This window comes from Tunturiibacter empetritectus, from assembly GCF_013410875.1.
In the GTDB taxonomy this organism is placed as follows: domain Bacteria; phylum Acidobacteriota; class Terriglobia; order Terriglobales; family Acidobacteriaceae; genus Edaphobacter; species Edaphobacter empetritectus.
Window position 1 is genome coordinate 15,969 of record NZ_JACCCU010000001.1, and the last position, 22,363, is coordinate 38,331.

15 protein-coding genes, 1 tRNA gene and 1 pseudogene are annotated in these 22,363 nt (G+C 57.2%); 9 read left to right on the plus strand and 8 right to left on the minus strand.

Annotated features, from left to right (window positions below; all coding sequences use genetic code 11):
- The first annotated feature begins 11 nt into the window (after window positions 1-11).
- Complete coding sequence (locus HDF08_RS00065; protein WP_179636427.1) at window positions 12-3,344, plus strand: efflux RND transporter permease subunit; 3,333 nt, start codon at window positions 12-14, stop codon at window positions 3,342-3,344.
- Window positions 3,345-3,456: 112 nt separating this feature from the next.
- Here HDF08_RS00065 and glgP read toward each other — a convergent pair whose 3' ends face one another.
- From glgP to HDF08_RS00085, 4 genes are all read right to left on the minus strand, one after another.
- Window positions 3,457-5,253, minus strand: a complete 1,797-nt coding sequence (gene glgP, locus HDF08_RS00070) for an alpha-glucan family phosphorylase (RefSeq protein ID WP_179636428.1) — start codon at window positions 5,251-5,253, stop codon at window positions 3,457-3,459.
- 196 nt (window positions 5,254-5,449) lie between these two features.
- Window positions 5,450-6,820, minus strand: a complete 1,371-nt coding sequence (locus tag HDF08_RS00075) for a pyridoxal phosphate-dependent decarboxylase family protein (protein ID WP_179636429.1) — start codon at window positions 6,818-6,820, stop codon at window positions 5,450-5,452.
- Between the two features lie 6 nt (window positions 6,821-6,826).
- Entirely contained in the window at window positions 6,827-7,129 is a 303-nt protein-coding gene (locus HDF08_RS00080) for a hypothetical protein (RefSeq protein WP_179636430.1), read from the minus strand.
- A 115-nt stretch (window positions 7,130-7,244) separates the two neighbouring features.
- On the minus strand, window positions 7,245-8,912 hold the full coding sequence (locus HDF08_RS00085) for an adenosine deaminase family protein (RefSeq protein ID WP_179636431.1): 1,668 nt from the start codon (window positions 8,910-8,912) through the stop codon (window positions 7,245-7,247).
- A gap of 202 nt (window positions 8,913-9,114) precedes the next feature.
- Between HDF08_RS00085 and HDF08_RS00090 the strand changes: the two genes are divergently transcribed.
- A tRNA-Phe gene (locus HDF08_RS00090) sits at window positions 9,115-9,189 on the plus strand.
- A 65-nt stretch (window positions 9,190-9,254) separates the two neighbouring features.
- Here HDF08_RS00090 and HDF08_RS00095 read toward each other — a convergent pair.
- Window positions 9,255-10,202: a tyrosine-type recombinase/integrase gene (locus HDF08_RS00095; protein ID WP_179636432.1), complete on the minus strand. Its 948-nt coding sequence runs from the start codon at window positions 10,200-10,202 to the stop codon at window positions 9,255-9,257.
- A 185-nt stretch (window positions 10,203-10,387) separates the two neighbouring features.
- Window positions 10,388-10,657 carry a helix-turn-helix domain-containing protein gene (locus tag HDF08_RS00100; protein WP_179636433.1) on the minus strand — a complete coding sequence of 90 codons (270 nt, stop codon included), beginning with the start codon at window positions 10,655-10,657 and terminating at the stop codon, window positions 10,388-10,390.
- A 247-nt stretch (window positions 10,658-10,904) separates the two neighbouring features.
- On the opposite strand from HDF08_RS00100, the gene HDF08_RS00105 reads away from it, so the two are divergent.
- The 3 genes and pseudogenes from HDF08_RS00105 to HDF08_RS00110 all read left to right on the plus strand — a co-directional run bounded on the left by HDF08_RS00105 (window position 10,905) and on the right by HDF08_RS00110 (window position 13,824).
- The gene (locus tag HDF08_RS00105; RefSeq protein ID WP_179636434.1) at window positions 10,905-11,915 is read left to right on the plus strand and encodes a LysR family transcriptional regulator; all 1,011 of its coding nucleotides are present in this window, start codon (window positions 10,905-10,907) and stop codon (window positions 11,913-11,915) included.
- A 141-nt stretch (window positions 11,916-12,056) separates the two neighbouring features.
- Window positions 12,057-12,425, plus strand: a pseudogene (locus HDF08_RS21510) (hypothetical protein); the annotation flags it as partial.
- Window positions 12,412-13,824, plus strand: a complete 1,413-nt coding sequence (locus tag HDF08_RS00110; RefSeq protein WP_179636435.1) for a chromosome partitioning protein ParB — start codon at window positions 12,412-12,414, stop codon at window positions 13,822-13,824. The pseudogene HDF08_RS21510 and the gene HDF08_RS00110, both read left to right, overlap by 14 nt.
- Window positions 13,825-14,203: 379 nt before the next feature.
- Here HDF08_RS00110 and HDF08_RS00115 read toward each other — a convergent pair whose 3' ends face one another.
- Window positions 14,204-17,293, minus strand: a complete 3,090-nt coding sequence (locus tag HDF08_RS00115; RefSeq protein ID WP_179636436.1) for a sensor histidine kinase — start codon at window positions 17,291-17,293, stop codon at window positions 14,204-14,206.
- A 554-nt stretch (window positions 17,294-17,847) separates the two neighbouring features.
- On the minus strand, window positions 17,848-18,489 hold the full coding sequence (locus HDF08_RS00120) for a response regulator transcription factor (protein WP_179636437.1): 642 nt from the start codon (window positions 18,487-18,489) through the stop codon (window positions 17,848-17,850).
- Window positions 18,490-19,480: 991 nt separating this feature from the next.
- On the opposite strand from HDF08_RS00120, the gene HDF08_RS00125 reads away from it, so the two are divergent.
- From HDF08_RS00125 to HDF08_RS00140, 4 genes are all read left to right on the plus strand, one after another.
- Window positions 19,481-20,107 carry a cysteine hydrolase family protein gene (locus tag HDF08_RS00125; protein ID WP_179636438.1) on the plus strand — a complete coding sequence of 209 codons (627 nt, stop codon included), beginning with the start codon at window positions 19,481-19,483 and terminating at the stop codon, window positions 20,105-20,107.
- A gap of 128 nt (window positions 20,108-20,235) precedes the next feature.
- Window positions 20,236-21,024: an alpha/beta hydrolase gene (locus HDF08_RS00130; protein ID WP_179636439.1), complete on the plus strand. Its 789-nt coding sequence runs from the start codon at window positions 20,236-20,238 to the stop codon at window positions 21,022-21,024.
- Window positions 21,025-21,122: 98 nt separating this feature from the next.
- Window positions 21,123-21,662: a hypothetical protein gene (locus tag HDF08_RS00135; RefSeq protein WP_179636440.1), complete on the plus strand. Its 540-nt coding sequence runs from the start codon at window positions 21,123-21,125 to the stop codon at window positions 21,660-21,662.
- A 129-nt stretch (window positions 21,663-21,791) separates the two neighbouring features.
- Window positions 21,792-22,307 (plus strand): Dps family protein, encoded by a 516-nt coding sequence (locus HDF08_RS00140; RefSeq protein ID WP_179636441.1) that lies wholly within the window; start codon window positions 21,792-21,794, stop codon window positions 22,305-22,307.
- The last annotated feature ends 56 nt before the right edge of the window (window positions 22,308-22,363 follow it).

Below are 22,363 nucleotides of genomic sequence, written 5' to 3' on the forward strand. Positions count from 1 at the left end.
GATTAAGAATTATGCATTTTTCAGCACCATTTATTCGGCGGCCGGTAGCGACGTTTCTGTTGTCGCTGGCGGTGATTCTGGCGGGTGCGGTGGCCTATACGCTGCTACCCGTGGCCAGTCTGCCGCAGGTGGAGTTTCCGGTGATCTCGGTAGGTGCGAATTTGCCGGGTGCCGATCCGGAGACGATGGCCTCGTCTGTGGCGACGCCGCTGGAGCGGCAGTTCTCGAAGATTGCCGGCGTCAACGAGATGACGTCCTATTCTTCAACCGGCGTGGTGGGGATTACGCTGCAGTTTGATCTGACGCGCGATGTGAATGGAGCGGCGCGGGATGTGCAGGCGGCGATCAATGCAGCGCGGAGTCAACTGCCTGCGAATCTGCCAAGTAATCCTGGGTACTACAAGGTGAATCCGGCGGACTCGCCGATCATGATTATCGCGTTGACCTCTGACACGATGAATGTGCCGCAGCTGTATGACGCTTGCGACAGTATTCTGGCACAGAAGATCGCGCAGATCCCGGGTGTGGGGCAGACGTTCTGCGGAGGAAGCGCAAAGCCTTCGGTGCGGATCGAGGCGAACCCGATGCAGCTGGCGCACTATGGTGTGGGGCTGGAGGCGTTGCGGGCGGCGATCGGCACAGTGAATGTGAATCAGCCGAAGGGATATCTGCAGGATGACACGCGGCGGTGGAGTGTCAGTGCGACGGATCAGTTGTTTGGCGCGGCGGCGTATGCTCCGTTGATTATTGCGACGGACAAAGGGCCGGTGAGTTCTGCGGCTGCGAGTTCGGGGCTGCCGGCTTCGGTGGCGAGCGCGTTGACGAGCAATCCGCAGGCGGTTGGTGGAAGTGCGGGTTCGAGTGGCGGCGGGACTGCTGCAAACGCGCCCGTGGCGAACAGTTCGACTGCGGCTGTTGCTGCACCTGTCGTTGCGAGTACCGGGATGGGTGCCGGGCCTGGAACGGCGCATGGTGTGGTAAGGATTCAGGATGTAGCGAATGTCGTCAACAGCGTTGAGGATGTTCATGCCACCGGCGTGTTCAATGGCAAGCCTGCGATTCTTGTGATCGTGTTCAAGACTTCGACGGCGAACGTGATTGAGACCGTGGATAACGTGAAGAAGATGCTGCCATTGCTTGAGGCATCGATTCCACCGGCGATCTCGGTCCATGTGGCACTCGACCGGACAACGACGATTCGTGCTTCGGTGAAGGATGTAACGCGAACGCTAGTGATCTCGATCCTGCTGGTGATCCTGGTGGTGTTTCTGTTCCTACGGGAGGTGCGGTCGACTTTGATTCCGACGGTCGCGGTGCCTTTGAGCCTGCTGGGGACCTTCGCGGTGATGTATCTGCTGGGATATACGCTGGATAATCTTTCGCTGATGGCGCTAACGATCTCGACGGGGTTTGTGGTCGATGACGCGATTGTGGTGATCGAAAATATCAGCCGGCATCTTGAGGCCGGGATGACGCCGTTGCAAGCGGCGATGGTGGGTTCGAAGGAGATTGGATTTACGGTGGTGTCGATGAGCACGTCGCTGATTGCGGTGTTCATTCCGATTCTGCTGATGGGTGGGATTGTAGGGCGGCTGTTTCGTGAGTTTGCGGTGACGCTTTCGGTGGCGATTATGGTATCGCTGGTGGTATCGCTGACGACTACGCCGATGTTGAGCGCGAAGTTTCTGGAGCCACATGGCAGGCGGGAGCATGGGTGGTTCTATCGTTCGGGTGAGCGGGCGCTGGCGTGGATGGCGGCGGAGTATGAGTTGGGGTTGCGCTGGGTGTTGAAGCATCAACGGCTAGTGCTGGTGATTACGGTGCTGACGTTTGTGCTGAATGTTTATCTGTACATCCTGGTACCCAAGGGATTCTTTCCGGAGCAGGATGCGGGGCGTATCGGTGGGCAGGTACAGGGGCAGCAGGATGTATCGTTCGCGCAGATGAAGAAGAATGTGCTGGCGCTGGCGGCGATTGCGCAACAGGATCCAGGCGTTGAAGATGTTACGGCGTTTGCGGGTGGGCGCGGAAATTCAAACGGCGGCTTCATGTTCATGTCGTTGAAGCCGGATGCGGAGCGCAAGAAGGCGGGAGACACGGCGCAGGTGATCGTGAACAGGTTGCGGCCCAAGGTCAGCAACTTGCCTGGCGTGATTATGTACCTGCAGGCGTTTCAGGATCTGCGGATTGGCGGACGGAATACGGCGACGGAGTATCAGTACACGCTGACTGGAGATAATCTGAAGGAGTTGAACGAGTGGGGTCCTAAGTTGCAAGCTGCAATGGATCAACTGCCGCAGATCAAAGACGTCGCTACGGATCAACAGGCGCTGGGATTACGTGGGCAGTTGGTGATCGACCGTGCGACAGCCAGCCGGTTGGGGGTGTCGCCGCTGACGATTGATTCCACGCTGTCGGATGCGTTTGCACAGACCCAGGTTTCGACGACCTACATGCCGCTGAATCAGTATCACGTGGTGATGGAGGTTGCGCCGCAGTTCCAGGAAGATCCGGATGCGCTGAAGAGTATCTATGTGAAGAGCACTACGGGGGCGATGGTACCGCTGTCGGCGGTGACGCACTTTGAAGCACAGAGAATTCCGCTGGCGGTGAATCATCAGGCGCAATCGCCGGCTACTACGTTGTCGTTCAATCTGGCTCCCGGGGCTTCGCTGAGTCAGGCGACGCAGGCGATTCAGCAGGCTCGCGTGGATATCGGGATGCCGTCGGCGATTCATGGCGGATTTGCTGGTTCGGCACAGGCCTTCAAGGATTCGCTGAAGAGTGAGCCGTGGTTGATTTTGCTGGCTCTGGTCGCGGTCTATCTTGTGCTGGGGATCCTGTATGAGAGCTTCATTCATCCGCTGACGATTCTGTCGACATTGCCTTCGGCTGGGGTGGGCGCGATTGTGGCGCTGCTGCTGTTCAACGTGGATTTGAGTGTGATCGCGATGATCGGGATCATTCTGCTAATTGGGATTGTGAAGAAGAACGCGATCATGATGATCGACTTTGCGCTGGTGGCGGAGAGACAGCATGGCAAGACGCCGCAGGAGGCGATCTTCGAGGCTTGTATGCTGCGGTTTCGGCCGATCATGATGACGACGATGGCGGCTCTGCTCGGAGGGCTGCCGCTGGCGTTGGGTCGCGGGACTGGCAGTGAGATGCGGAGACCGCTGGGGATCACGATTGTGGGTGGGTTGATTGTGTCGCAGGCGCTTACGCTGTTTACTACGCCGGTGGTTTATCTGTTTTTCGATCGAGTGAGGGGCAGGTTTGCCCGGGCGGTGCGGGGGCGACGGGCTGGGCGGCGGCGGGTGGCTGAGGTTGTGGCTGGCGATTAGATGGTTTGAGTCAACTGCTTGAGAAGCTAAAAACAGGCAGATCGCGTGCTGCGCGCACCGCGCGATCTGCCATCGAGGCTGACGCGCCTTCGGCGCCTTGTTGGGGTTGGGTTTAGACCAAGGCGGGTTCGGCTACTACCGTGTCCGTCGAGCGACGATGCTCGAGGTAGCTGGTCTGAGTTGGGGATAACAATGTGGGTGGGAAGTAGGAGTTTTCGAAGTACTGCGCCAGCATGCGGTGGGTGTTGAAGAAGCTGCCGTTGATGGCGATACAGTGCTGCTGCATGTGCGCCCAGGCGTGAGGATTGGAGTACATGGGAGCGATCGACTCTTCGAGTTTTTCGTAGAGGCTGGTTGCTTCAGCAGCTTCGTCTTCGCCGTCTTCGATGGCCCAGCCGGTGGTGTTTTCGGCGCAGCCTTCGATCCACCAGCCGTCGAGGATGGAGAGCGAGGGGACACCGTTGAGGGCGGCCTTCATGCCGGAGGTGCCGGAGGCCTCGTAGGGGCGGCGAGGCGTATTGACCCAGACATCGACGCCCTGGGTGAGGAGAGCGCCCAACTCCCAGTCGTAGTTTTCGATGTAGTAGATCTTGAGGGCCGAAGAGTTGAGCTTGGCGGCAGAGGCGAATACGTCGCGGATGAGGCCTTTGCCGGCGACATCGGCGGGATGGGCTTTGCCGGCGTAGAGGATCTGGAGGCCGCCGATCTTTTCTGCTATCTCGACGAGGCGTTTGGGGTCGTGCAAGAGAAGGCTGGCGCGCTTGTAGGTGGCGACGCGGCGTGCGAAGCCGAGGGTGAGGACGTTGGGATTGAAGTGATGGCCGGTGCGTTTGGCAATGGCGCTGAAGAGGCGGAGCTTGCCTTTGTTGTGCGCGGCGGCGATGCGGGCCGGATCGATGCCGTAAACCGACCGGAGGTACTGGTTGTCGGTGCGCCAGTGAGGAATCTCTTCGTCGAGAAGCTCTTGAAACTGGGGCGAGAGCCAGGTGGCGGCGTGAACGCCGTTGGTGATGGAGTAGACCTTGTAGCCGGGGAACATCTGCTGAGAGACCTTGCCGTGCTGCATGGCGACGCCGTTGACGAAGCGCGAGAAGCGCAGGGCGATGTAGGTCATATTCATGAGGCCGTTGTGGAGGCAGCCAAACTGGTCGATGGCGGCGGCGCGGTCGTTGCCGAGAACCTGGTACATCTGATCGACACCGAACTGATCGTGGCCGGCCGGGACAGGGGTGTGGGTGGTGAAGACGCACTGCTGACGGACGAACTCGATGTCGGCTTCGGTTGCGTCTTTGAGTGGGGTGCCGGCGAGGTGCTCTTCAAGAAGGCCGATGGCTAGGAGGGCGGCGTGGCCCTCGTTCATGTGATAGACCTTCGGTTTACAGGCAAGCGCGTCAAGTAAGGAGACACCAGCGAGGCCGAGAACAGTCTCCTGACAGAGACGGTAGTAGGTGTCGCCGCCGTAGAGGTGGTCGGTGAGGCGGCGATCCCAGGGGTCATTGCCTTCGACGTCCGTGTCGAGCAGGAAGACGGGGATGATGTGGCCGGTGACGCCGACGACGTCGAAGCGCCAGGCACGGACCAGAACCTGACGGCCCTGCATGGTGAGGGCGATGATCTGGTTGGCGCTGGGGAGGGTGGTCTCGGGGGACCAGGGGACGTCGGCTTCGGTCTGCTGGCCGATGTCGGAGAGCTTCTGGCGGAAGTAGCCGCAGCGATGGACGAGCGAGATGGCGACCATAGGGGCGGCGGTGTCGGCTGCGGAGCGGAGAGTGTCGCCGGCGAGCATGCCGAGGCCACCGGAGTAGGTGGGCAGGGCCGGAGAGAGAGCTATCTCCATGGAGAAGTAAGCGATGGTGCGGGTGGAGAGATCAGGCGTCGTAACAGGGATGGAGGCGGAGGGAAGAGTCATGCGGTGGTTAATCCTTTTCTCATCCGATTTTGTATCTCGTCGCGACGATGGCCCAGGTTGCGATGACACATGATTCTCTGTCGGCGGGTGAGATGCGCTGCGAGATCCGAAAGAGATCGTTGGAACTTGAAATTATGGCTGATTCTACCAAACGACCCTCCATCAAAAGATGGAACTCTGGTTACGTTTTCTCATGCTATCGGGGTATTGACCCGACTTGGCGGACGGCCGCGGCCTGAAGGCGTTGCCATAAGTGTTCTAACCAAAGGAGATGCTCCGGCTTCATGAGGACGGATCGGAGGCAGGTGACTTTGTTTGCCGCGTCGTTTTTGGGGGTATCTTGCCAGGTATTATGTGAAAAAAAACGCACCGGAAGCTTGGCGAGAGCAAGGTGGAGATCGTTTTTGGCGGCTTCGTCGAAGATGGATTGAGCCAGCGCCGAGGAGGCTTTTGGTGTGTGGGCGTTCACGGCCCAGAAGACGATATCGAGCTGAGGCGGACTGGAGGGGGTGAGGAAGTGGGGGGATTCGGTGAGGCGGCGGTGGAGTTCCAAGGCTGCGGTGTGACTAGCTTCGAGGCCCTGGGCGAAGACGCCGCCGGGAATGTAGGGGAGGAGTTGCTGGGTCGCCCAAAGAGCTACGGCGGAGGCTCCGGCGCGGGAGCACTCGAGGGAGATCTCGCCGAGGTGGAGGTCTTTAGAGGAGAAGTAGGTGTAGGGGGAGTCGTGCTTGTAGAAGCGGCCGACGGCTGGGTCGCGGAAGAGGATGGAGCCGCAGCCGTAGGGTTGGAGGCCGTGCTTGTGCGGATCGATGACGATGGAGTCGGCGTGGGTGATGGCGTCGAAGGCAGCGCGGGTCTCGGGGGAGAGATTGGAGGCGAGGGTGAAGTAGCCGCCGTAGGCCGCATCGACGTGGATGCGGAAGTTGAACTTTTTCTGCAGCACGAGGACTTGGTCGAGTGGATCAACCGAGCCGATGGCCGTTGTGCCTAGCGTGACGACGACGGTGCCGATGTTTTGGGTTTCGAGGAGACGCTCGAGTGCGTGGAGGTCTATGCGGCCGCGGTCGTCGGAGGGGATGGCGAAAAAGGGCAGGCCGAGGACGCTTGAGATGCGGTTGTGCGTGTAGTGGGCCTGGTCAGAGGCGGCGATCGCCTTACCTGGCGCGAGTTGACCGGCGACCCAGAGCGCTTCAAGATTCGCGAAGGTGCCGCCGCTTGAGAGGTGACCGAGATGCTTGGGCCAGTGAAACATCTTTGCAAGAGCGGCGACGGCTTCGATCTCCATGGCGGAGCTGGCGCGGCCGCCGTCGAGGGCGTGATTGTTGGGGTTGACCGACATGGCCAGCGCATAGGCGGCGCGGGCGATGGGGTGGGGCGGCTTCAGCATCTGGCCGGCGTAGAGAGGATGGGCGTAGGGGTAGTTGTCCTGCAGGCGGCTGGCTACCTGATTGAGGATCGCAGAGGCTATTTCGTCCAGCGGGGGCGCGGGTGCGGGCGGCAGATGGGCAAAGCCTTCATCGAGGCGGCTCTGGGCTTCGGCGAGGAGATGGAAGATGTCGTATGGCATAGAACCCTAGTAGGCAGACCGAGTGACGAAACCTATCTTGATCATCAACCCGAGCACTGTTGCGAGAATGAGGGCAAACGTCGTCCACGGTGCGTAGCTTCGCAGGCGCTTGGTTAAGGCTTCAATAACCAGAATAAGCGCGTAGAGGATAAACATAAGGACGAGTCCATCCACCACGAAGTACCGTGTTACGGCAGGAGTAGTCACGGTAAGGCCCCATTGCAGATTTAACGGATGGGCAAAGCTGCCGATGACGAAAACTAACAGGAAGAGAACAAATTGAAGAAGAGTGACCGCTGCTTTTTTCATGATGAACTCTCGGGTTGGTCTGGTGTGATGACGTATGCGTCCATAAAGATATGGCGGACAACGTGCGACCAACGTTTGATGTGACGACGTTGATGTTCGGCGCATCTGATGAGGCCTAATTCAGATTGGACTCAAAGAGATCGTAGCGGTGTTCGAGCTCCCATTGTTCGGCGGCTTTTTCGCTGGATTGAAGAAAGCTCAGGCAGTTTGGTGTGGGGTTTGCGGATCCCAGAGGCTGTCCGGCACAGGCGGCGACAGTTTTGGTGAAGACGTCGGGTTGCTGCCAGAGACTGGGGCCGGGAAGGAAGTTGTGTTCAAGGCTGGTGCGGGCGGATTGTTTGAGGTCGAGGTAGGAAAGGTCGAAGTCCATGGCGGCGCGTGTGTACTCGTTGGTGAGATCGATGCGGGAGACGCCTTCGTCATCGGTGGAGAGGGCGATGGGAACGCGGGCGGCGCGATAGGACGGAAGCGGATGCCAGGGGGCGGTGACTCCGAGGATGACATCGTTCGAGGTGAGGTTGATCTCAACCATGATGTGACGGTCGGCTAATTCTTTCAGCAATGCCTGAGGCTCGTTCTCGTACATGACGTCGACGCCGTGGCCGATGCGTTCGGCGTGGCCGAGATCGACGGCTTCGCGAATGTGGAAGCGGAGACCATCGGGTGGCACGAGACCGGGGGCGATTTCGCCGGCATGGAGGGCGATGTGGACCTTGGGGTAGACGCTGTGAAGGTAGTCGAGCATCAACATCTGGCGGTGGTATTCGGACATGGACAGGTAGGCATCTTCGGGCTGGACGAAGTTGAGACCGACGACGCGAGGATCGACTGAGGCAACCTCGAAGGCCAGCAGGGTCTGCGCGAAGACGTGCTGCGGGGGGAAGGCGCGGAGAACCTGGTAGAGAAAGCGAACCTTGACGGAGCAGGCCGGCTGGGCGCTGGGCTGGCCGCAGTCCTCTATGCGGTCACGAGCGTCGAGGGCGTTATCGAGTTCTTTGCGATCGACGGCGACTTCGTCGCGGAGGCCTGCGTTGAGAAGGGTTTCGCGGAGATGGCTAAGATCTTCTCGGCTGGTGCCGGTGGCGTTACCCGTGCGATTTTGCGCTGGATCGGCAGGCGTGGAGGGCCAATCAATCGTTGAGACGATCTTCGAGAGGTCGGTGAAGATGGGTGTCTCCATGACCTCCAGGTATTGCTCATTCTGAGCGGCAGCGCGGGTGGCGACTTCGTCGAGCCATTCTCCAGCGTGGGATTTGTTGAGAGTGCGGAAGCGGTCGAAGGTTGCGAAGAATTGATCGTGCCCGCTGACACCCGAGCTGGGGACGAAGGCGCGCATGGAGAAGGAGTCGACGAGAGCATCATAGAGCTTCTGGTCTTTGAAGGCGCCCTCGGCGCGGGCGTGGCCCTCGCCACAGACGGGCTGCGGCGGGATGCTGCGAGTGGTGCCGCTCGGCTTGACCAGGGTGTGGGTGGTTAGGTCGACGCAAAGAAGATCAGAGGCTGCATCCTTAATAAGGGTCTCGGCGTAGATGGCTCCTGAGAGGTGCATGTGCAGGTCGGCACCCTTGGGCATGCGGGTGAGGAAGGCATTAAGTTGGAGAGGACTTTGCCTTGCGGTGTTGAAGGCTTTGATGGCGCGCTGTTCGCGTGGCGTGGGAGTTGTTCCGGCTCCCTTCCCAACGGCCGCTGCTGTGGCCGGTGGCGTTGCAACTTGCGCGTGGGCGGCGGCGACGAAACAAAGAGACAATACTACAGACGTGAGGCTTTGAAGGCGACGGAGCATGGGCGTCCTTGAAGTTCGAATGATGAGAAAGGATAGCGCGATACGGCGAGTTGGCGGTATGGCTCGGGATTGCTATACTTAGAATGCGTTTGCGTTGCTGGCGTCTCCACCGGCAATGGGCTCCGTGAAAAGCCGGGCCGACTGATGTAGCATTAGCGCACGGCGGTTCTTGGCGATCCCCGATAACAGGCGCGCATGCCAAGGCCAGATAGCTCAGTGGTAGAGCGCGGCCCTGAAAAGGCCGGCGTCGGCGGTTCGATCCCGTCTCTGGCCACCACCTTCTAAACAACTTAGCGGCAACCAAAGAGTTGGTGTTTTAGTCGCGCGAACAATACGCGAACATCATGCGATGTTCGCCGTGTCGCAGGCTTCTTCTTGCTCTGGCTTATTCTTGTCCATCATGGTCCAGATCACCTTCGCTGTGGTTCCAGTCTTGGTGATGTGGGCACGTCCCAGCTTGGCGTAACGCTCGGTCATCTTGATATTGGCGTGGCCCATAAGCTTCGCCAATTCGTAGAGGTCACCCCCGTTCATCATGTACCACGATGCAAAGGTGTGACGCAGGTCGTGGAACCAGAAGTCATGGATGTTCGCTCTTTCGAGCAAGTCCTCAAAACTTCCTTCCAGCCTCTGACGCTTGCTGGTTGGTCCACCCTTCGGAGGAAAGATTCGATCCTGTCCGATTACTGCCGGATACCGCCGAATCTCTTCGGCCAGCTCTGAGGTCATCGGAACGAAACGCTCCTTGCCCTTCTTCAGCTTTGCCCGAACCGCCAGCAATCCTTCGCCATACCTCACGTCGGACCAACGGATCCGGTGAATCTCGGCTGAGCGCATCCCGGTTGATACGGCGATCAACACAATGAGTCTCATCCTGCGATTCGTCTGATTAGGGTCTTTGGTTCCCTTTCGGAGGATGCGTTCGTCCAAGGCAGTCTTCATCCGCTGGAGTTCGTCTTCCGAGAGGTAGCGCTCCCTTGAATCGTCTGGACGTCTCACTTCGATCAAAGCGGCAGGATTCCGGTCGATGCCGGTCTCCGGAGCCCAGATGGTCGAAGCCTTCTCCATCATGTGGTGCATGACGTTGAAGTGACGCACGGCAGTGTTATCCGCCAGACCGCGCTTACCGGTAAGGTTCTCGTACCAATGTTGAACGGCGATGCCGTCAACCTCGCGTACGAACTTCCGACCCAGTTCGGATCGAATCCCTTCCACGATGCTCTTCTCGCGATCTGCCGAAGCTTTCCTGCTTCCGTAGTGCGTCCAGTAACGATCGATCAAATCGGACATCTTGTAATTAATCTCCTTCCTCACGTCGAGATGCCTGTTCTCGTCTCGGGTCGTCAGCTTCTTGTGCTGCACCTTCTTCGCGACGTCGAAACTGCGAACTCTTACGCTTTTCTGTCGACCTCCTTGTCTCCAGCGAACTTCAAATAGACCTTCTGCTTTCTTGTGAACTGACATAATGCGTCTCCTTAGTAGTCAATGGCTTTGGTTGAGTGTTGTTCGATGAACTGATCAAGTACATTCACATCGAATCGCAACGCACCACCGAGCTTGACCTTGGAGAGCACCCCCATCCTGGACCACTTGTAGACGGTGTCTACCTTGACTCCCAGGTACGAGGCTGTCTCTCCGACGTTCAGGAGCCGCCGGACAATACGTCTATTTGACAACATTTCGACGGGTTTTTCATGAAACATATCTGCGCACCTCTGAGAAATTCCCAAGTCGATCGCAGGCATAGCCTCTCTCTACAGAAGAGGCTTGTCTAATACTTTTCATTTATCGGGTGATACGTTTCACGTATCACCTCGGGGCAACTTCGTCGAAAAGAGGCATCTCGCCGCGTGGAGTAATTATGGCCAAAATCGACTTTTCTGTTGATAACCGGGACTCAGATTGACAGAATTTCCACAGGCGGAGATGCGGTTAACCCGCTCGTTCGGAGTTGAGTCGAGAGCGCTACTACTTCTTGTCGAGCGGTGCGTAATGTATGAATGGGCCGAGCTTCGCCATTTCAAATATTTGCTGACGATCCTGGAGAGACAGGGATTCCGAGCTGCTGCGGAGGAGTTGCGTACCGCGCAACCCAATCTCAGCGTTCAAGCCCGACAATTCCAGGAGAACGCTTCGGTTCGACTCTTTCGCAAGATGAAGGGCGGGCGTATTCGGCCCACGGACACTGGAGTTGCATTCAAGGTATTAGCCAAGTTCCTGCTGGAGACACGCGATGAAGTCATCGATGCGCTCATAGCGATTGAGCGCGGTGAGGTTGACTCCGTTCGGTTCGGATGCACTCCTCTGGTTGACCAGGGCTTGTTTCGAACCTTCTGCGATCTGCACAAAGAGATCCTTCCCGTATGTCCTGTACGGCCAACGCACGGAGACACCGCGCACCTCGCGGAAGAGGTTGTGTCGGGAACGGTCGACGCCGCCTTTGTGACGCTGCCCTTGCGGCATCCAGACCTACGCATTGAAGAACTGCGCCGAGACCGGCTGGTTGCCTGCTTGCGACGAGACGATCCGCTCGCGGCGAAGGCCTCTTTGCAGACCGCTGAGTTGCAGGGCAATCTTGCCGTCCTGTATCACCCGCAGCGACACCCCGATGCTCACGCGCGGCTGCTGGAACTGCTCGGAGACGCCGGTGTGCGGCTTGAAGAACACTCGTGTGCCTCGCACCCCTCCGAGATGCAGACTCTCGTCAAAGGTGGGCACGGCTTCGCGTTGATCCGGGAGGGAACAAATCTTGATGGAGAGCTAACGACCCGCCCGATTGCCGGCGTGGATTGGACCGTGGATACAGCCCTGATCTATCACAAGGTACGTCATCCGAAGACCGTTCCGATTCTGGTCAAGCGGCTCATGAAGCAACTTCCTCAGCATGGCAAAGAGACGGCACCAAACAAGGTATCCATCCCGGTACACACCTCCATCGCAACCGGAAAACGTCCTCCCCAACGCGCAAAAGATGAGCCCGTACAGATGACGCTCATCGGGTAGAAGTTGAAGCATTGGTGGGAGATAGACCGAGGTGATACTTCGGAGCTATCACCCGATAACTATTACGTATTAGACGCGAGCCAAGCGCGAGCCTAATCATCAGGGCATATTCCCGACTGAGACCAGTCGATGGAGGAGCCGATGTCCAGTAGATACCGTGTCGTTATCCCGAGCAACACAGCCCACCTTGCCAAGCGATTGGCGCAGCCCTTCTCCAAACGAAAACTACTCCACGCAGCGCGCATGATGGGTCCGACTCTGGTCGCGCTCACATTCGCCGGCGTTGCCCATGCGCAAGGGACGATGGACTTCTCAGGCGCACAAACCCTGATGGGCAGTTTTAAAACATTCGCGATATATGCGGGTGCTGTCATTTGCTTCGGCGGGCTTATCTTCGCCGGAATCCGCATGATGAGTGGACGCTTTCAAGACGCCATACCCGGACTCTTCGGCGCGCTATTTGGTGCCGGAGTGCTCGGTTGGGGAGCCGGTTGGATTGGATTCTCAACGTTTGGACGTGCATCCTTACGAAGAGGCGCGGGGCTTCCAACGCTTGCTCGACATGCCCGGTTACGACGTGGCTGCGCTTGTCCTGAAGTCGAACAAGAGTGCATCGCACATCTACGCTCGTCTCTCCCTGTTGCAACTCATCCCCGACGTTGCCCAGGCATTCGTCGAAGAACGCATCACCGCCAGCCATGCCAACCTCATCGCCCGTCTGCCGCAAGAGCATCAAGCCGCTGCCTTCGAGCAGTGCTGGCGCAAGGACTGGAACGACAAAGAGCCGCATCTGCTACCAGCCAAACATGTAACCGCTTGGATCGAAACCAACCTCTATCTTGCCCTTGCCGATGCTCCGTTCGACCTCGAAGACATCGGTCTCAACCCCGCTGCCGGAGCTTGCGCGACCTGCCCCCGCCGCAGCGGATTCAACACATCACTCTTCGCCGACGTTCAGGGTGACCAGTGCCTAGACGGGCTCTGCTATCAAAGCAAAGTCGCAGCCTATATCGACCGGGAGCTTGCGACGCGTCCGCAACTCGTCCAGATCGAGACGACGTGGCGACCTGCCAAAGAACAACGCCCCGGCATTCTCCCCAAGCACTCCTACCGCGAACTCGATACGCCCGACAATCCGGACGCCGAGCCGCCATGCCCCAACACCAAATCCGCACTGATCGTCTTTGGACGCCATGCCGGAAAGACCATCACCGTTTGCACCGATGACCACTGCCCGGTACATGACCCCGCCACCGTCGCCCGTCTCGCCAAGCAGGAAGCCGACAACCCGGCCCCTGTCATGGAGCCAGCAACCGAGGAGGAAACGGAAGAAGAGGCCGAACAGCGCGAAGCGGAATATGAGCAGCGCCGCACGGAGCATGAAGTCGAACAACAGCGCCGCGATGAGGAACGCAAAACCGAGTACGAACGCCAGCAGAAAGAGTATGAGGCCGAACAGAAGCGCCGGGAGAAGTTGAGCAAAGCCCGCACCGCGACCTTCGAGCGCATCCTCGACAAGGCTCCGGCTATGTTCACCGCCGCGCAGCTTCGTATCTTTCTCCGCTTGCTCGTCCACATCGACCCCTACAGCTTCCTGGAGGAGGTGGCCAGCCACTTCGCTGGGAACGATGAAAACGCTCAGCAGACCGACGAGGAAATCGTACTCGCCGCACTCGACAACACCGCAGATGAGAAGCTAACCGGCTTCGCCCTGCGCCTCGCGCTCACCGATCACGTCGGCATTCCCATGGAAAACGAACCCGACCCACTCTCCGAGGCCGAGGCTGCATTTGCTCCACCGCAGCTGAAGGCTTCCAAACCGAAGAAGACCAGCAAATCCGAGGAGACGCCAATGACCGTCAAGGCTCCTCCGAAAAAGAGCGCCGTCAAGAAACAGAAAGTGGCTTAACAGCATCGGGGGCGGCAACGCCCCCTTGCTCTCTCAGCCCCGGATTCGTCCGGGGCTTTCTGCTGGAACGGCACCGGCGCTTCCGCGCCGCGCCGAGAGAACCCGCTTTGCTTTCTCTCGGACTCTCATCCCGCTTCCTCTCCGGCCTCCGCTCGCCGGCTGCGCGGCAGAAGACGTTCCGAGGCTGTTACGAAACTCGTCGCCTGGCCTCAAGGCAGACCACTACCGAAAAGCCAAGTTGTCGGCACCTTTTCGAATTGAAAATCGAAAGAAGAGAGGGCCCCGCATCCGGGACCGCCGTTAGCAGAATGTTGTTCGGAGGCGGTATCCACTCCTCGGAACCTAGAACTACAGCAGCTTGGCGACAGGCCGTTCGTTCCTAAACAGGTGTTACAAACCCTATAAGCGAGCGAATACGATGCCAGTGAGACCGCAACTGTGAGCGCTGATAAACCAAGTTGGCTGGAACCTTCAACTCAAGTTCGCATCCAGAACCGGCTCGATTCCAGATGTTTAAGCGAGCGCCTATGTTCTCCGCTCTTTCATGCATACCCGAAAGACCCCAGTGTCCCTCTATTCCCCGCGAGCGCAATACCTGTTTGCTGAGACCCCGCCCGTCGTCGCGGACTCTCATACGCAGACCGGTCTCTTCGAAATCGATATCGAGCTCGACAGTGGTGCCTTGGCTATGTGTGAAAGCGTTCACCAAAGCTTCTCTTCCGATGAAATAGACTTCGTCGCGGAGGACGGGAACGATGTCTCTTGATGTGCCAGCTACGGTCACCGTGAAGTGCAGTGGAGCGATATTAGTAAGTTCCTCACCGAGCGAAGCAAGGGCTTCCGGAAGAGGAACGATATTTTCAGCTTCATAGCGCAGGTTCCGTATGCGCTCTCGGCTCTGAGTCATGAGAACGTCTGCTCGGTCAAGCGCATCATTCAGTATCGGATGAGCCGGCTGTGCATCCGGAGTGAGCTTTGCCGCGACTTGAAACCGGAGTATCAGGCCATGAAACCCTTGTAAGAGGGTATCGTGAAGCTCTCTCGCAATCCGTTCTCGTTCACGTATTCTTTCGGCGAGTCGAGACTGGATGGCTTCCGTTGCTTTGCGGACCCGTGTGACGATGAAGAGCCAGATTCCGATAAAAACGGCGGCGACAAACAGGGTGCGAAACCAGATCGTTTGGTAGAAGGCTGGCTTGACCACCAATTCGAAAGAATCGCCCACCTCGTTCCACAAACCGTCGTTATTACTCGCGATGACATGAAAGCGAAAATTCCCTGGCGGGAGATTTTCGTAGAACGCTTGACGACGGGTCCCTGCGGCGTGCCATTGCTGGTCTACTCCGTCCAATCGATAGCGAAAGTTAACACGCTGCGGGGCGACCAAGCTAAGGGCTGTATAGTCGATCTCGATCTGGCGCGTAAGCGGTTTCAAGACCATGCGGGGCGCCAATGGAAAGGTTTTGTCATCCGCAATCACCTGCTCAACATGGACAGGTGGAGGTAGAGCGTTCAAAACCTTATCGTTTGGATCCACCATTTGAACTGACGATCCACTGATGAACCACAAGCGCCCATCGTTAGACAACGCAAGGTTTCCCCTAAATGAGCCAGAGCCGGTAATGAATCCATCGCTTTGATCCAACAACCCCACCCGCATTGTCTTTTGCTGGCCCATCGCAACCGCTTCCAGGTCCTTCTCAGCGAAATGGAAGACTCCGCATTCCGCTGCGCCCCAGATAGAGCCCTTACGATCCCTGATGATCGAATAGATACGCCTACAAGGTAATCCGTTCTCCGCTGAGATCTTCCGCAACTGACCGTTTTTCGACAAAACGATTCCATCGTCATTAGCACCCCAAACTGACCCGTCCGAATTCGTTAGAATCCCGTTGAACGCTAATTGATCTTTTGGAGCGCGATAATTCTGAACGTTCCCATTGATAATGCGGCTGATGTCACCACCCCTCATGCCGATCATGAGGCCGCCCGCTGCGTTTGCGGCAAGAATATCGGTGAAGCTTGGTGCGTCGCCAATTTTGTAAGTTTTCATTAGGTGGTCTTTGGCGATACTAGTCACTAGTGTTTCCGGCCCGGCCTTCAAAAGCCACATGTTGCCACCAACGTCCTCGACAATCTGCACTATCGAGCCAAGTGAATTGTCATCACCGTTCTGAACCAGGGAGAACCGGCCGTTCCTGTACGTGTAGAGGGACCTGTCAATGCCAAGCCAGAGAAGGCCAGTCTCATCCTCATGAAGGGAGATGACCTGGGCGCCAGGAAACCCCTCTTGCCGCCCAATCCGGGTGACTTGTCCACCGTCAATTCGGCTCAGTCCACCGACCTCGCCGACCCACACAGCCCCGTCACGTGAAGCGGCCACAGAGGTTGGGGTATCCGAGATCAAGCCTTCACCGGAAGAAAATTGGGTGACGCGGCTGCTACGAAACCTGTCGACGCCTTTGGCCGTGGTGATCCATATGTTGCCTTCGCGATCCTCGTCAATTTCGTCAACCTCGTTAGCGGAGAGGCCCCCTGTCGTGTCGAAATGATCCGAGTGACCGTTGTAAACGTGGAATAGTCCTTGGCTCAGAGTTCCTATCCACAGCGCTCCGTCGCGGTCGTAGTGCAGTGCGGAAACATCCAGGGTCTCAGGATCGATACCTTGCAGTGGGAACGAACTCCATTTGCCGCTTATCAGTTGTAATAGACCAAGGCCCTTGCCCCGAATGCTCATCCCGACGATCAGGTGATCGGCGCCGGCGGCTTCGATGGCCCCAATGACTCGGACCCCCGTGTCAGTTTTCAACGAATCGGGTCGAAACGTGGCATTCTGACCATGACTGACCCTCATAATTTCGGGTCCCGCCACCCAAACATTGCCTGCTTGGTCTAAGGTCAGTGCGAAGGCGAGGGGAAAAAGTTTGGCGACGTCCTTCTCCTCTACTTTGACCGAGTCGCCGTTAATGGAACACAACGGGCTGCGCTTGTTTGCAACATGAATCCTTGTAACCCATATCCTTCCGTCGGAAGCCTCTCGAATGGCCGTTATAAGACCTGAACATTCAGGAAACTCCTGGAAATAGCCGCTTTTCCACCGAGCGAGCCCTGAACGAGTCCCAATCCATAAGCTCCCGTCACTCGACCCCAGCAATGACTTGACATTGGAGTCAAAGTGAACGCCGACAGGAGGCTTCCAATCGACAAATCGTACCCCATCGAAGCGCTGTAAGCCGCCTGATGTGCCTATCCATAGATAGCCATCTGTCGTCTGTGTGATGGCGGTTGGAATTCCTAGCAACGTTGCCTCAGATAACCGCCACGCAGTGTGGATGTATTGCGAAACACGCTTTTCAGGGGCCAAAGCGTCGGCGTTCTCACAAAAGGCCATGAGTGCGACCCCAGCGACCGCCAAGATTGCCGCCACAGCCCGGCACACTCTTTGAAAAAAGCCCTGACCACTTTTCATAGTGCCTTCCAAATATGAAGCGTCTACGGTCATCATAGACCTGATCGGAAGGGGTGAGATAAAAATTTGCATTTTGTCATTCCCGGAGGTCGCCATAACGACGCGCAGACGTCAAATGAGCGGCCGCCAGCAGAGTGCGCCTGGAAACAAAGAGGCTGATAGAGTTCAGGCGAAAGGCGACCATCGCGGTCTGATGAATCTCATATGCGCCCTGGCAAGATGCCGGAGAAGATCCCATTCCAGAGAACGGGGATACTGGTCTCGGGGCAGAAAGCAAGCAACAATGATGCAACTCCACAGAGCACCTGTGAGCGGGCTGAGAGACGGACCGTCAGCCGTCAGAATGCCCGCAGAGTACATAGGTGAGGGTTAGCGCATTGGCCTGATAGTGTCGTGAGAAAGCCTGCCAAGCGGTCTTTGCAATTCGAACGACGGCTACATCCCTCGAGATGTAACTCCAGAACCCTCTCCTTTCGGCGGTGGGGAGTTCGTCGGCTAAATGAACTCAGACCGGCATGCCGCTCCCGGTCCCCCTCACGTAAAAGCGACCGGTACTATTTGTCGAGAAAGCCGCGATTCAGTCCGATCGTCACAGCATGAGTTCTATCATTGGCTTGAAGTTTCGAGAGAATGCTGCGCATGTGGCCCTTGACTGTTTCTTCGGTAATGCCGAGACCAACCCCTATTCGCTTATTCGAGCTTCCTGCAGCAGCGTGCCGGAGTACCTCGATCTCTCGCGGGGACAAAGCGTCGGAGGAGGCGTGGTCCGCAAGTGCGGCGGACACTTCATAAGCGATTCGGCGTTGGCCGGCATGAACTCGACGTATCGTTTCCGCCAGTTCTGTTCGCATTGTTCCCTTTAGAAGATATCCAGCGGCTCCAGCCTTCAGCGCACGAGATGCTTGAACATCACCCACATAGGTCGTGATAACAATGACCTTCGCTGTGGGGCACCTGTTACGAATTGCTATCAGCGCGTCGAGACCGCTCATCTTTGGCATTTGCAAGTCCATCAGCGTTACGTCAGGCTGATGAAGAAGGAACAGGTCGACTGCCTCTTGACCATTGGTTGCCTCGGCCACGATGACCATATCGGATTCTGCTTCGACGGAGAACTTTATGCCATCACGGACAAGGGCGTGATCATCCGCCGTCAAAACTGTAATGGGCTTGGGATCTGCTTCTTGAGTGGGCATGTGTACCTCTCTTTCAGGAGTCGGGCGACGCGTTGAGTTTACGCCTCTTGACGATCCACGACCTCCCTCGAAAGGACTAATCGTTCTGCCCTCTTGAGCCTTTGCTTGCTCTCAGCAGGTCTCTAACCTTAGAGTGTGCAACGATTATTCACCACGTTCCCAGACGGAAAGCCTGGTGTGGCTCTCCTCATTTTGCGACTGTCCCTGTCGGCATTTCTGCTGATTCGGTCACCTGAGTGTTGTCCCGCGGTTCTCTTCCATTTGACATCAATAGCTGTTGCGACTCTATTGGCACTCGGGCTCCTGACACCTTACGTCGCGATCTTCGGGGCTGTTGCCGGAGGAACGTGTGTGGTCATAGACGCGGTTCAACTTGAGGCGGACCTATGGCTGGTGTTCGCGATGCTGTTCGCAGTCGCTTTGCTCGGTGCCGGCGCATTCTCGCTAGACGCCATCATCTATGGTCGACGACGCGTAGTGCTGCCCCCCAAGTGATGCGTTTCGACCAGCACGACAAAGGGTCTCTCCCGACATGAAGGTTTGAAGCCGGCAAAGTTCCTGTTGCGAAGTCGAGCTCGTAGGCTCGGGCGCGGTCGCTTACCCGTTGAGTCGGCGACGCAAACCGGTTACGGCTCTGTAGAAGTGAGCATCGTCGCTTCGACTTCCCATTTCTGGGGCCTCCGAAGAAACGGACCTCTAGTAGGCAGCGAATAACCCCTTCGAAAGGGGTATGCGAAAAGGTCCTTAAGGAGTTTTCAGTTTTTGGCTTCGCGAACTATCTTTCAATTATTCCGCATGCTGCGGGAGAGGGCGTACACCGAAAGCGCTCCCCTAGAGGAGGGTGAGCGGCGTCGGGAGATCCACGCCCATTCTATGGTCTGTTGAGCAAAGTTCATGAAAAATCTAAATTTGCACCGCAACCTTTCCGTCAGCCGCACATCAACTGGAGTGTCTTCATTTTCTGAAGTGACAACACTGGAGGAACACTAACATGTCTTTCTATGAAAAAGAATCAACCGCACTGCTGATTGTCGATCCGTACAACGACTTCATGTCCGACGGCGGAAAGCTCTACGACATCACCAAACCCCAAGCTGACTCGGTAGGTTTCTACGAGAATATGCGCAAACTGATCCCTGTGGTTCGTGCTGCCGGTATCAAAGTATTCATCGTTCCGCACCACCGGACCCGGCCTACAGACTTCGACGATTGGGCAGCAATCAACCCCACTCAAGGTGAAACCAAGCGCAAGGAATGCTTTCAGGATGGCGCGTGGGGAGGAGAGTTTCACCCGGAGTTCGGCCCTCAGCCAGGTGACGTAGTTGCGTTGGAGCACTGGGCGCAGAACGGCTTTGCCAACACGGATCTCGATGCGCAGCTGAAGCAGCACGGCATGAAGAAGCTGATCTTCGTTGGTTTCATTGCAAATTCCTGCGTCGAAGCCAGCGCTCGCATGGGCATGGAGCTGGGGTATCACGTCACCCTCATCAAGGATGCGACGGCCGCCTTCAATCCAGAGGGTATGGTCGCTGCCCGCGTAAATGCAAAACTCTTCGCGCACAGCGAACTGACGACGGCAGAATTTCTCGATGGGTTGAAGGCCACTGCGAAAGCATAACCGGGTGGGTCGGTATGGTCGCCCACATCGACCCGCCCTTCACCATCGAGAGTCAACCTCAATTCGTTTCAGACGTGCCCACTTGCAGGTGTCGAGCCCTGGAACTTCTAACTGAAAGGAACCGAACAATGTCTATTTCTCGCAATCTTCAGAGTGCCGTTCTCGCAGCCGGTTTGGCTGCGTCGACGGCGGGATCTTCCGCGGTGGCTCAGACCTCAGCGCCTGAGCCAGTGAAAAACGTCGTGCTCGTCCATGGAGCATGGGTAGACGGCTCAAGCTGGTCGAAGGTCATTCCGCTCCTTGAAGCAAAGGGCCTGCATGTTGTCTCGGTGCAGATTCCTCTCACCTCGCTGGCGGACGATGTCGCTGCCACCAATCGCGCTCTCGCCCTGATCGATGCACCAGTCATTCTTGTTGGACATTCTTATGGCGGCGTCGTGATCACGCAAGCTGGCAGCGATCCCAAGGTCAAGGGTCTCGTTTACATTGCCGCGTTCGCTCCTGATGCCGGTGAATCTGTCTTCTCTCTCGCGAAGTCGTCTCCGGTACAACCGCCGGCACTGGCGCAGATCGTTCCTGATAGCACCGGATTCACAAAGATCTCGAAGCAGGGGATCGATGAAGACTTCGCTGAGGAGCTTTCCACCACCGATAAGGCCGTTCTCTTCGCGACGCAAGTGCCGGCTTCGGCACCCAACGCTCTCGGCGCGCCTGTGACCGAAGTGGCTTGGAAGGCAAAGCCCTCTTGGACGCTGATCACCTTGAATGATCGCGTTCTGCCGTTCCAGGCTCAGCAGGCCATGGCTCAGCGAAGCGGAGCTCATGTAACCTCAGTCGGCTCGTCGCACCTTGTCATACTCGCTCATCCAAAGGACGTCGCCGAAGTCATCGAGCGGGCTGCGAACGGGACGAAGTAACACTATCGAGCCGTTCTCTCGCGTAGGGCACAAAACGACGATTGTTCCGCCCCCTACGTAAACTGTGCTTCTTCAACAAGCCTCATCAGGAGAATATTGTGTCCGAAACAATCATCACTGAATCAACCTCTACTGCCATCATCAATGCGCCAATCGAGTTCGTGGACATCGCCGATTGGGTCTTCACTCTTCCGGACGCAGAATATCAGCGTTGTTCGCCGGCGCACATCGCTGCCGGTTTTACCACCAGCGACGATGGCCGCCGGATGTCCTTGAACGTTGAGACGATCGGAGGAAATCTGATGGTGCAGCATTACGTCGAAGACATCGGTGAGCCTCACCACGTTCGCCTACTCTCAACATCCGACGTGATCGGGCCCGGCGGTCGCACCAAGTCGGGTGTCGTCTGGGAGCTAAGCGTTAAGGCCGTTGATGCGACCAAGTGCGAGCTTACCAACCACGTCATTGGCAAAACGACGCCTGAGTACTGGGATCATCTCGGCAAGAGCGGTATTCCGTTCGAAGTAGCCAAGAAGGCGCAGGATGTCTCGTCTTCTGCTCACAACGCCCAAGAAACGCCGGAGTTTGCAAAAAGCATGGAGAAGGCGGCTTTGAAAAGGAAGACCGCCGCCAAGTAGTCAAGAGCCGCCTGGGGTTTGATCTGTCAGATCCAATTCCAGGCGGACGCTACGACACAGTATCAATCTGCAACGGACCCGCAAGAACTCTTAAGTCCAGACATCCTGCATGAAAGAAGAGAAATGACTATGGCAAGCAAGGCAGAAGTAGTGGAGCGCCGAAAGGCACCGCTCGCCACCCCGTCGGGTCTCGATCCGGAATCCGTAAAAGAGATTACCGGCGCGCTCAATCTGCTGCTAGCGGATGTGTTCACACTCTATCTGAAGACGAAAAACTTCCATTGGCACATGAGCGGTTCGCATTTCCGCGACCATCACCTCCTACTCGACGAACACGGGGATCAACTGTTTGCCATCACCGACGACCTTGCTGAGCGCGTTAGAAAGCTTGGCGGAACGACAATCCGATCAGTCGGTCAGATTGCCCGGCTACAGAGAATACCGGACAACAATGCCGATTATGTGACACCGGCCGATATGCTTAGCGAACTGCGTGACAACGAAGGCTCTCTGGCCCTTGCGATGCAGGCGGTACACGTCCTCTGCGATGACGCTGGAGATCTCGCTACCGCAAGTCTGCTGGAAAATTGCATCGACGATTCACAACGTCGCGGTTGGTTCCTGTTTGAAGCAACGCGGCCCTAGTCGCTTACCTTCACTGAAGCGGGTTTCGATTTGATAGTGAGCAATTGAACGCGCGG

Excerpts from the sequence above, each read along its gene's own strand:
- HDF08_RS00095 (WP_179636432.1), bottom strand. The coding sequence starts at position 10,202 with ATGTCCGATTTGATCGATCGTTACTGGACGCACTACGGAAGCAGGAAA.
- HDF08_RS00075 (WP_179636429.1), bottom strand. The coding sequence starts at position 6,820 with ATGCCATACGACATCTTCCATCTCCTCGCCGAAGCCCAGAGCCGCCTC.
- HDF08_RS00100 (WP_179636433.1), bottom strand. The coding sequence starts at position 10,657 with ATGCCTGCGATCGACTTGGGAATTTCTCAGAGGTGCGCAGATATGTTT.
- HDF08_RS00130 (WP_179636439.1), top strand. The coding sequence starts at position 20,236 with ATGTCTATTTCTCGCAATCTTCAGAGTGCCGTTCTCGCAGCCGGTTTG.
- HDF08_RS00085 (WP_179636431.1), bottom strand. The coding sequence starts at position 8,912 with ATGCTCCGTCGCCTTCAAAGCCTCACGTCTGTAGTATTGTCTCTTTGT.
- HDF08_RS00120 (WP_179636437.1), bottom strand. The coding sequence starts at position 18,489 with ATGCCCACTCAAGAAGCAGATCCCAAGCCCATTACAGTTTTGACGGCG.
- HDF08_RS00105 (WP_179636434.1), top strand. The coding sequence starts at position 10,905 with ATGTATGAATGGGCCGAGCTTCGCCATTTCAAATATTTGCTGACGATC.
- HDF08_RS00140 (WP_179636441.1), top strand. The coding sequence starts at position 21,792 with ATGGCAAGCAAGGCAGAAGTAGTGGAGCGCCGAAAGGCACCGCTCGCC.
- glgP (WP_179636428.1), bottom strand. The coding sequence starts at position 5,253 with ATGACTCTTCCCTCCGCCTCCATCCCTGTTACGACGCCTGATCTCTCC.
- HDF08_RS00080 (WP_179636430.1), bottom strand. The coding sequence starts at position 7,129 with ATGAAAAAAGCAGCGGTCACTCTTCTTCAATTTGTTCTCTTCCTGTTA.
- HDF08_RS00115 (WP_179636436.1), bottom strand. The coding sequence starts at position 17,293 with ATGAAAAGTGGTCAGGGCTTTTTTCAAAGAGTGTGCCGGGCTGTGGCG.
- HDF08_RS00065 (WP_179636427.1), top strand. The coding sequence starts at position 12 with ATGCATTTTTCAGCACCATTTATTCGGCGGCCGGTAGCGACGTTTCTG.
- HDF08_RS00125 (WP_179636438.1), top strand. The coding sequence starts at position 19,481 with ATGTCTTTCTATGAAAAAGAATCAACCGCACTGCTGATTGTCGATCCG.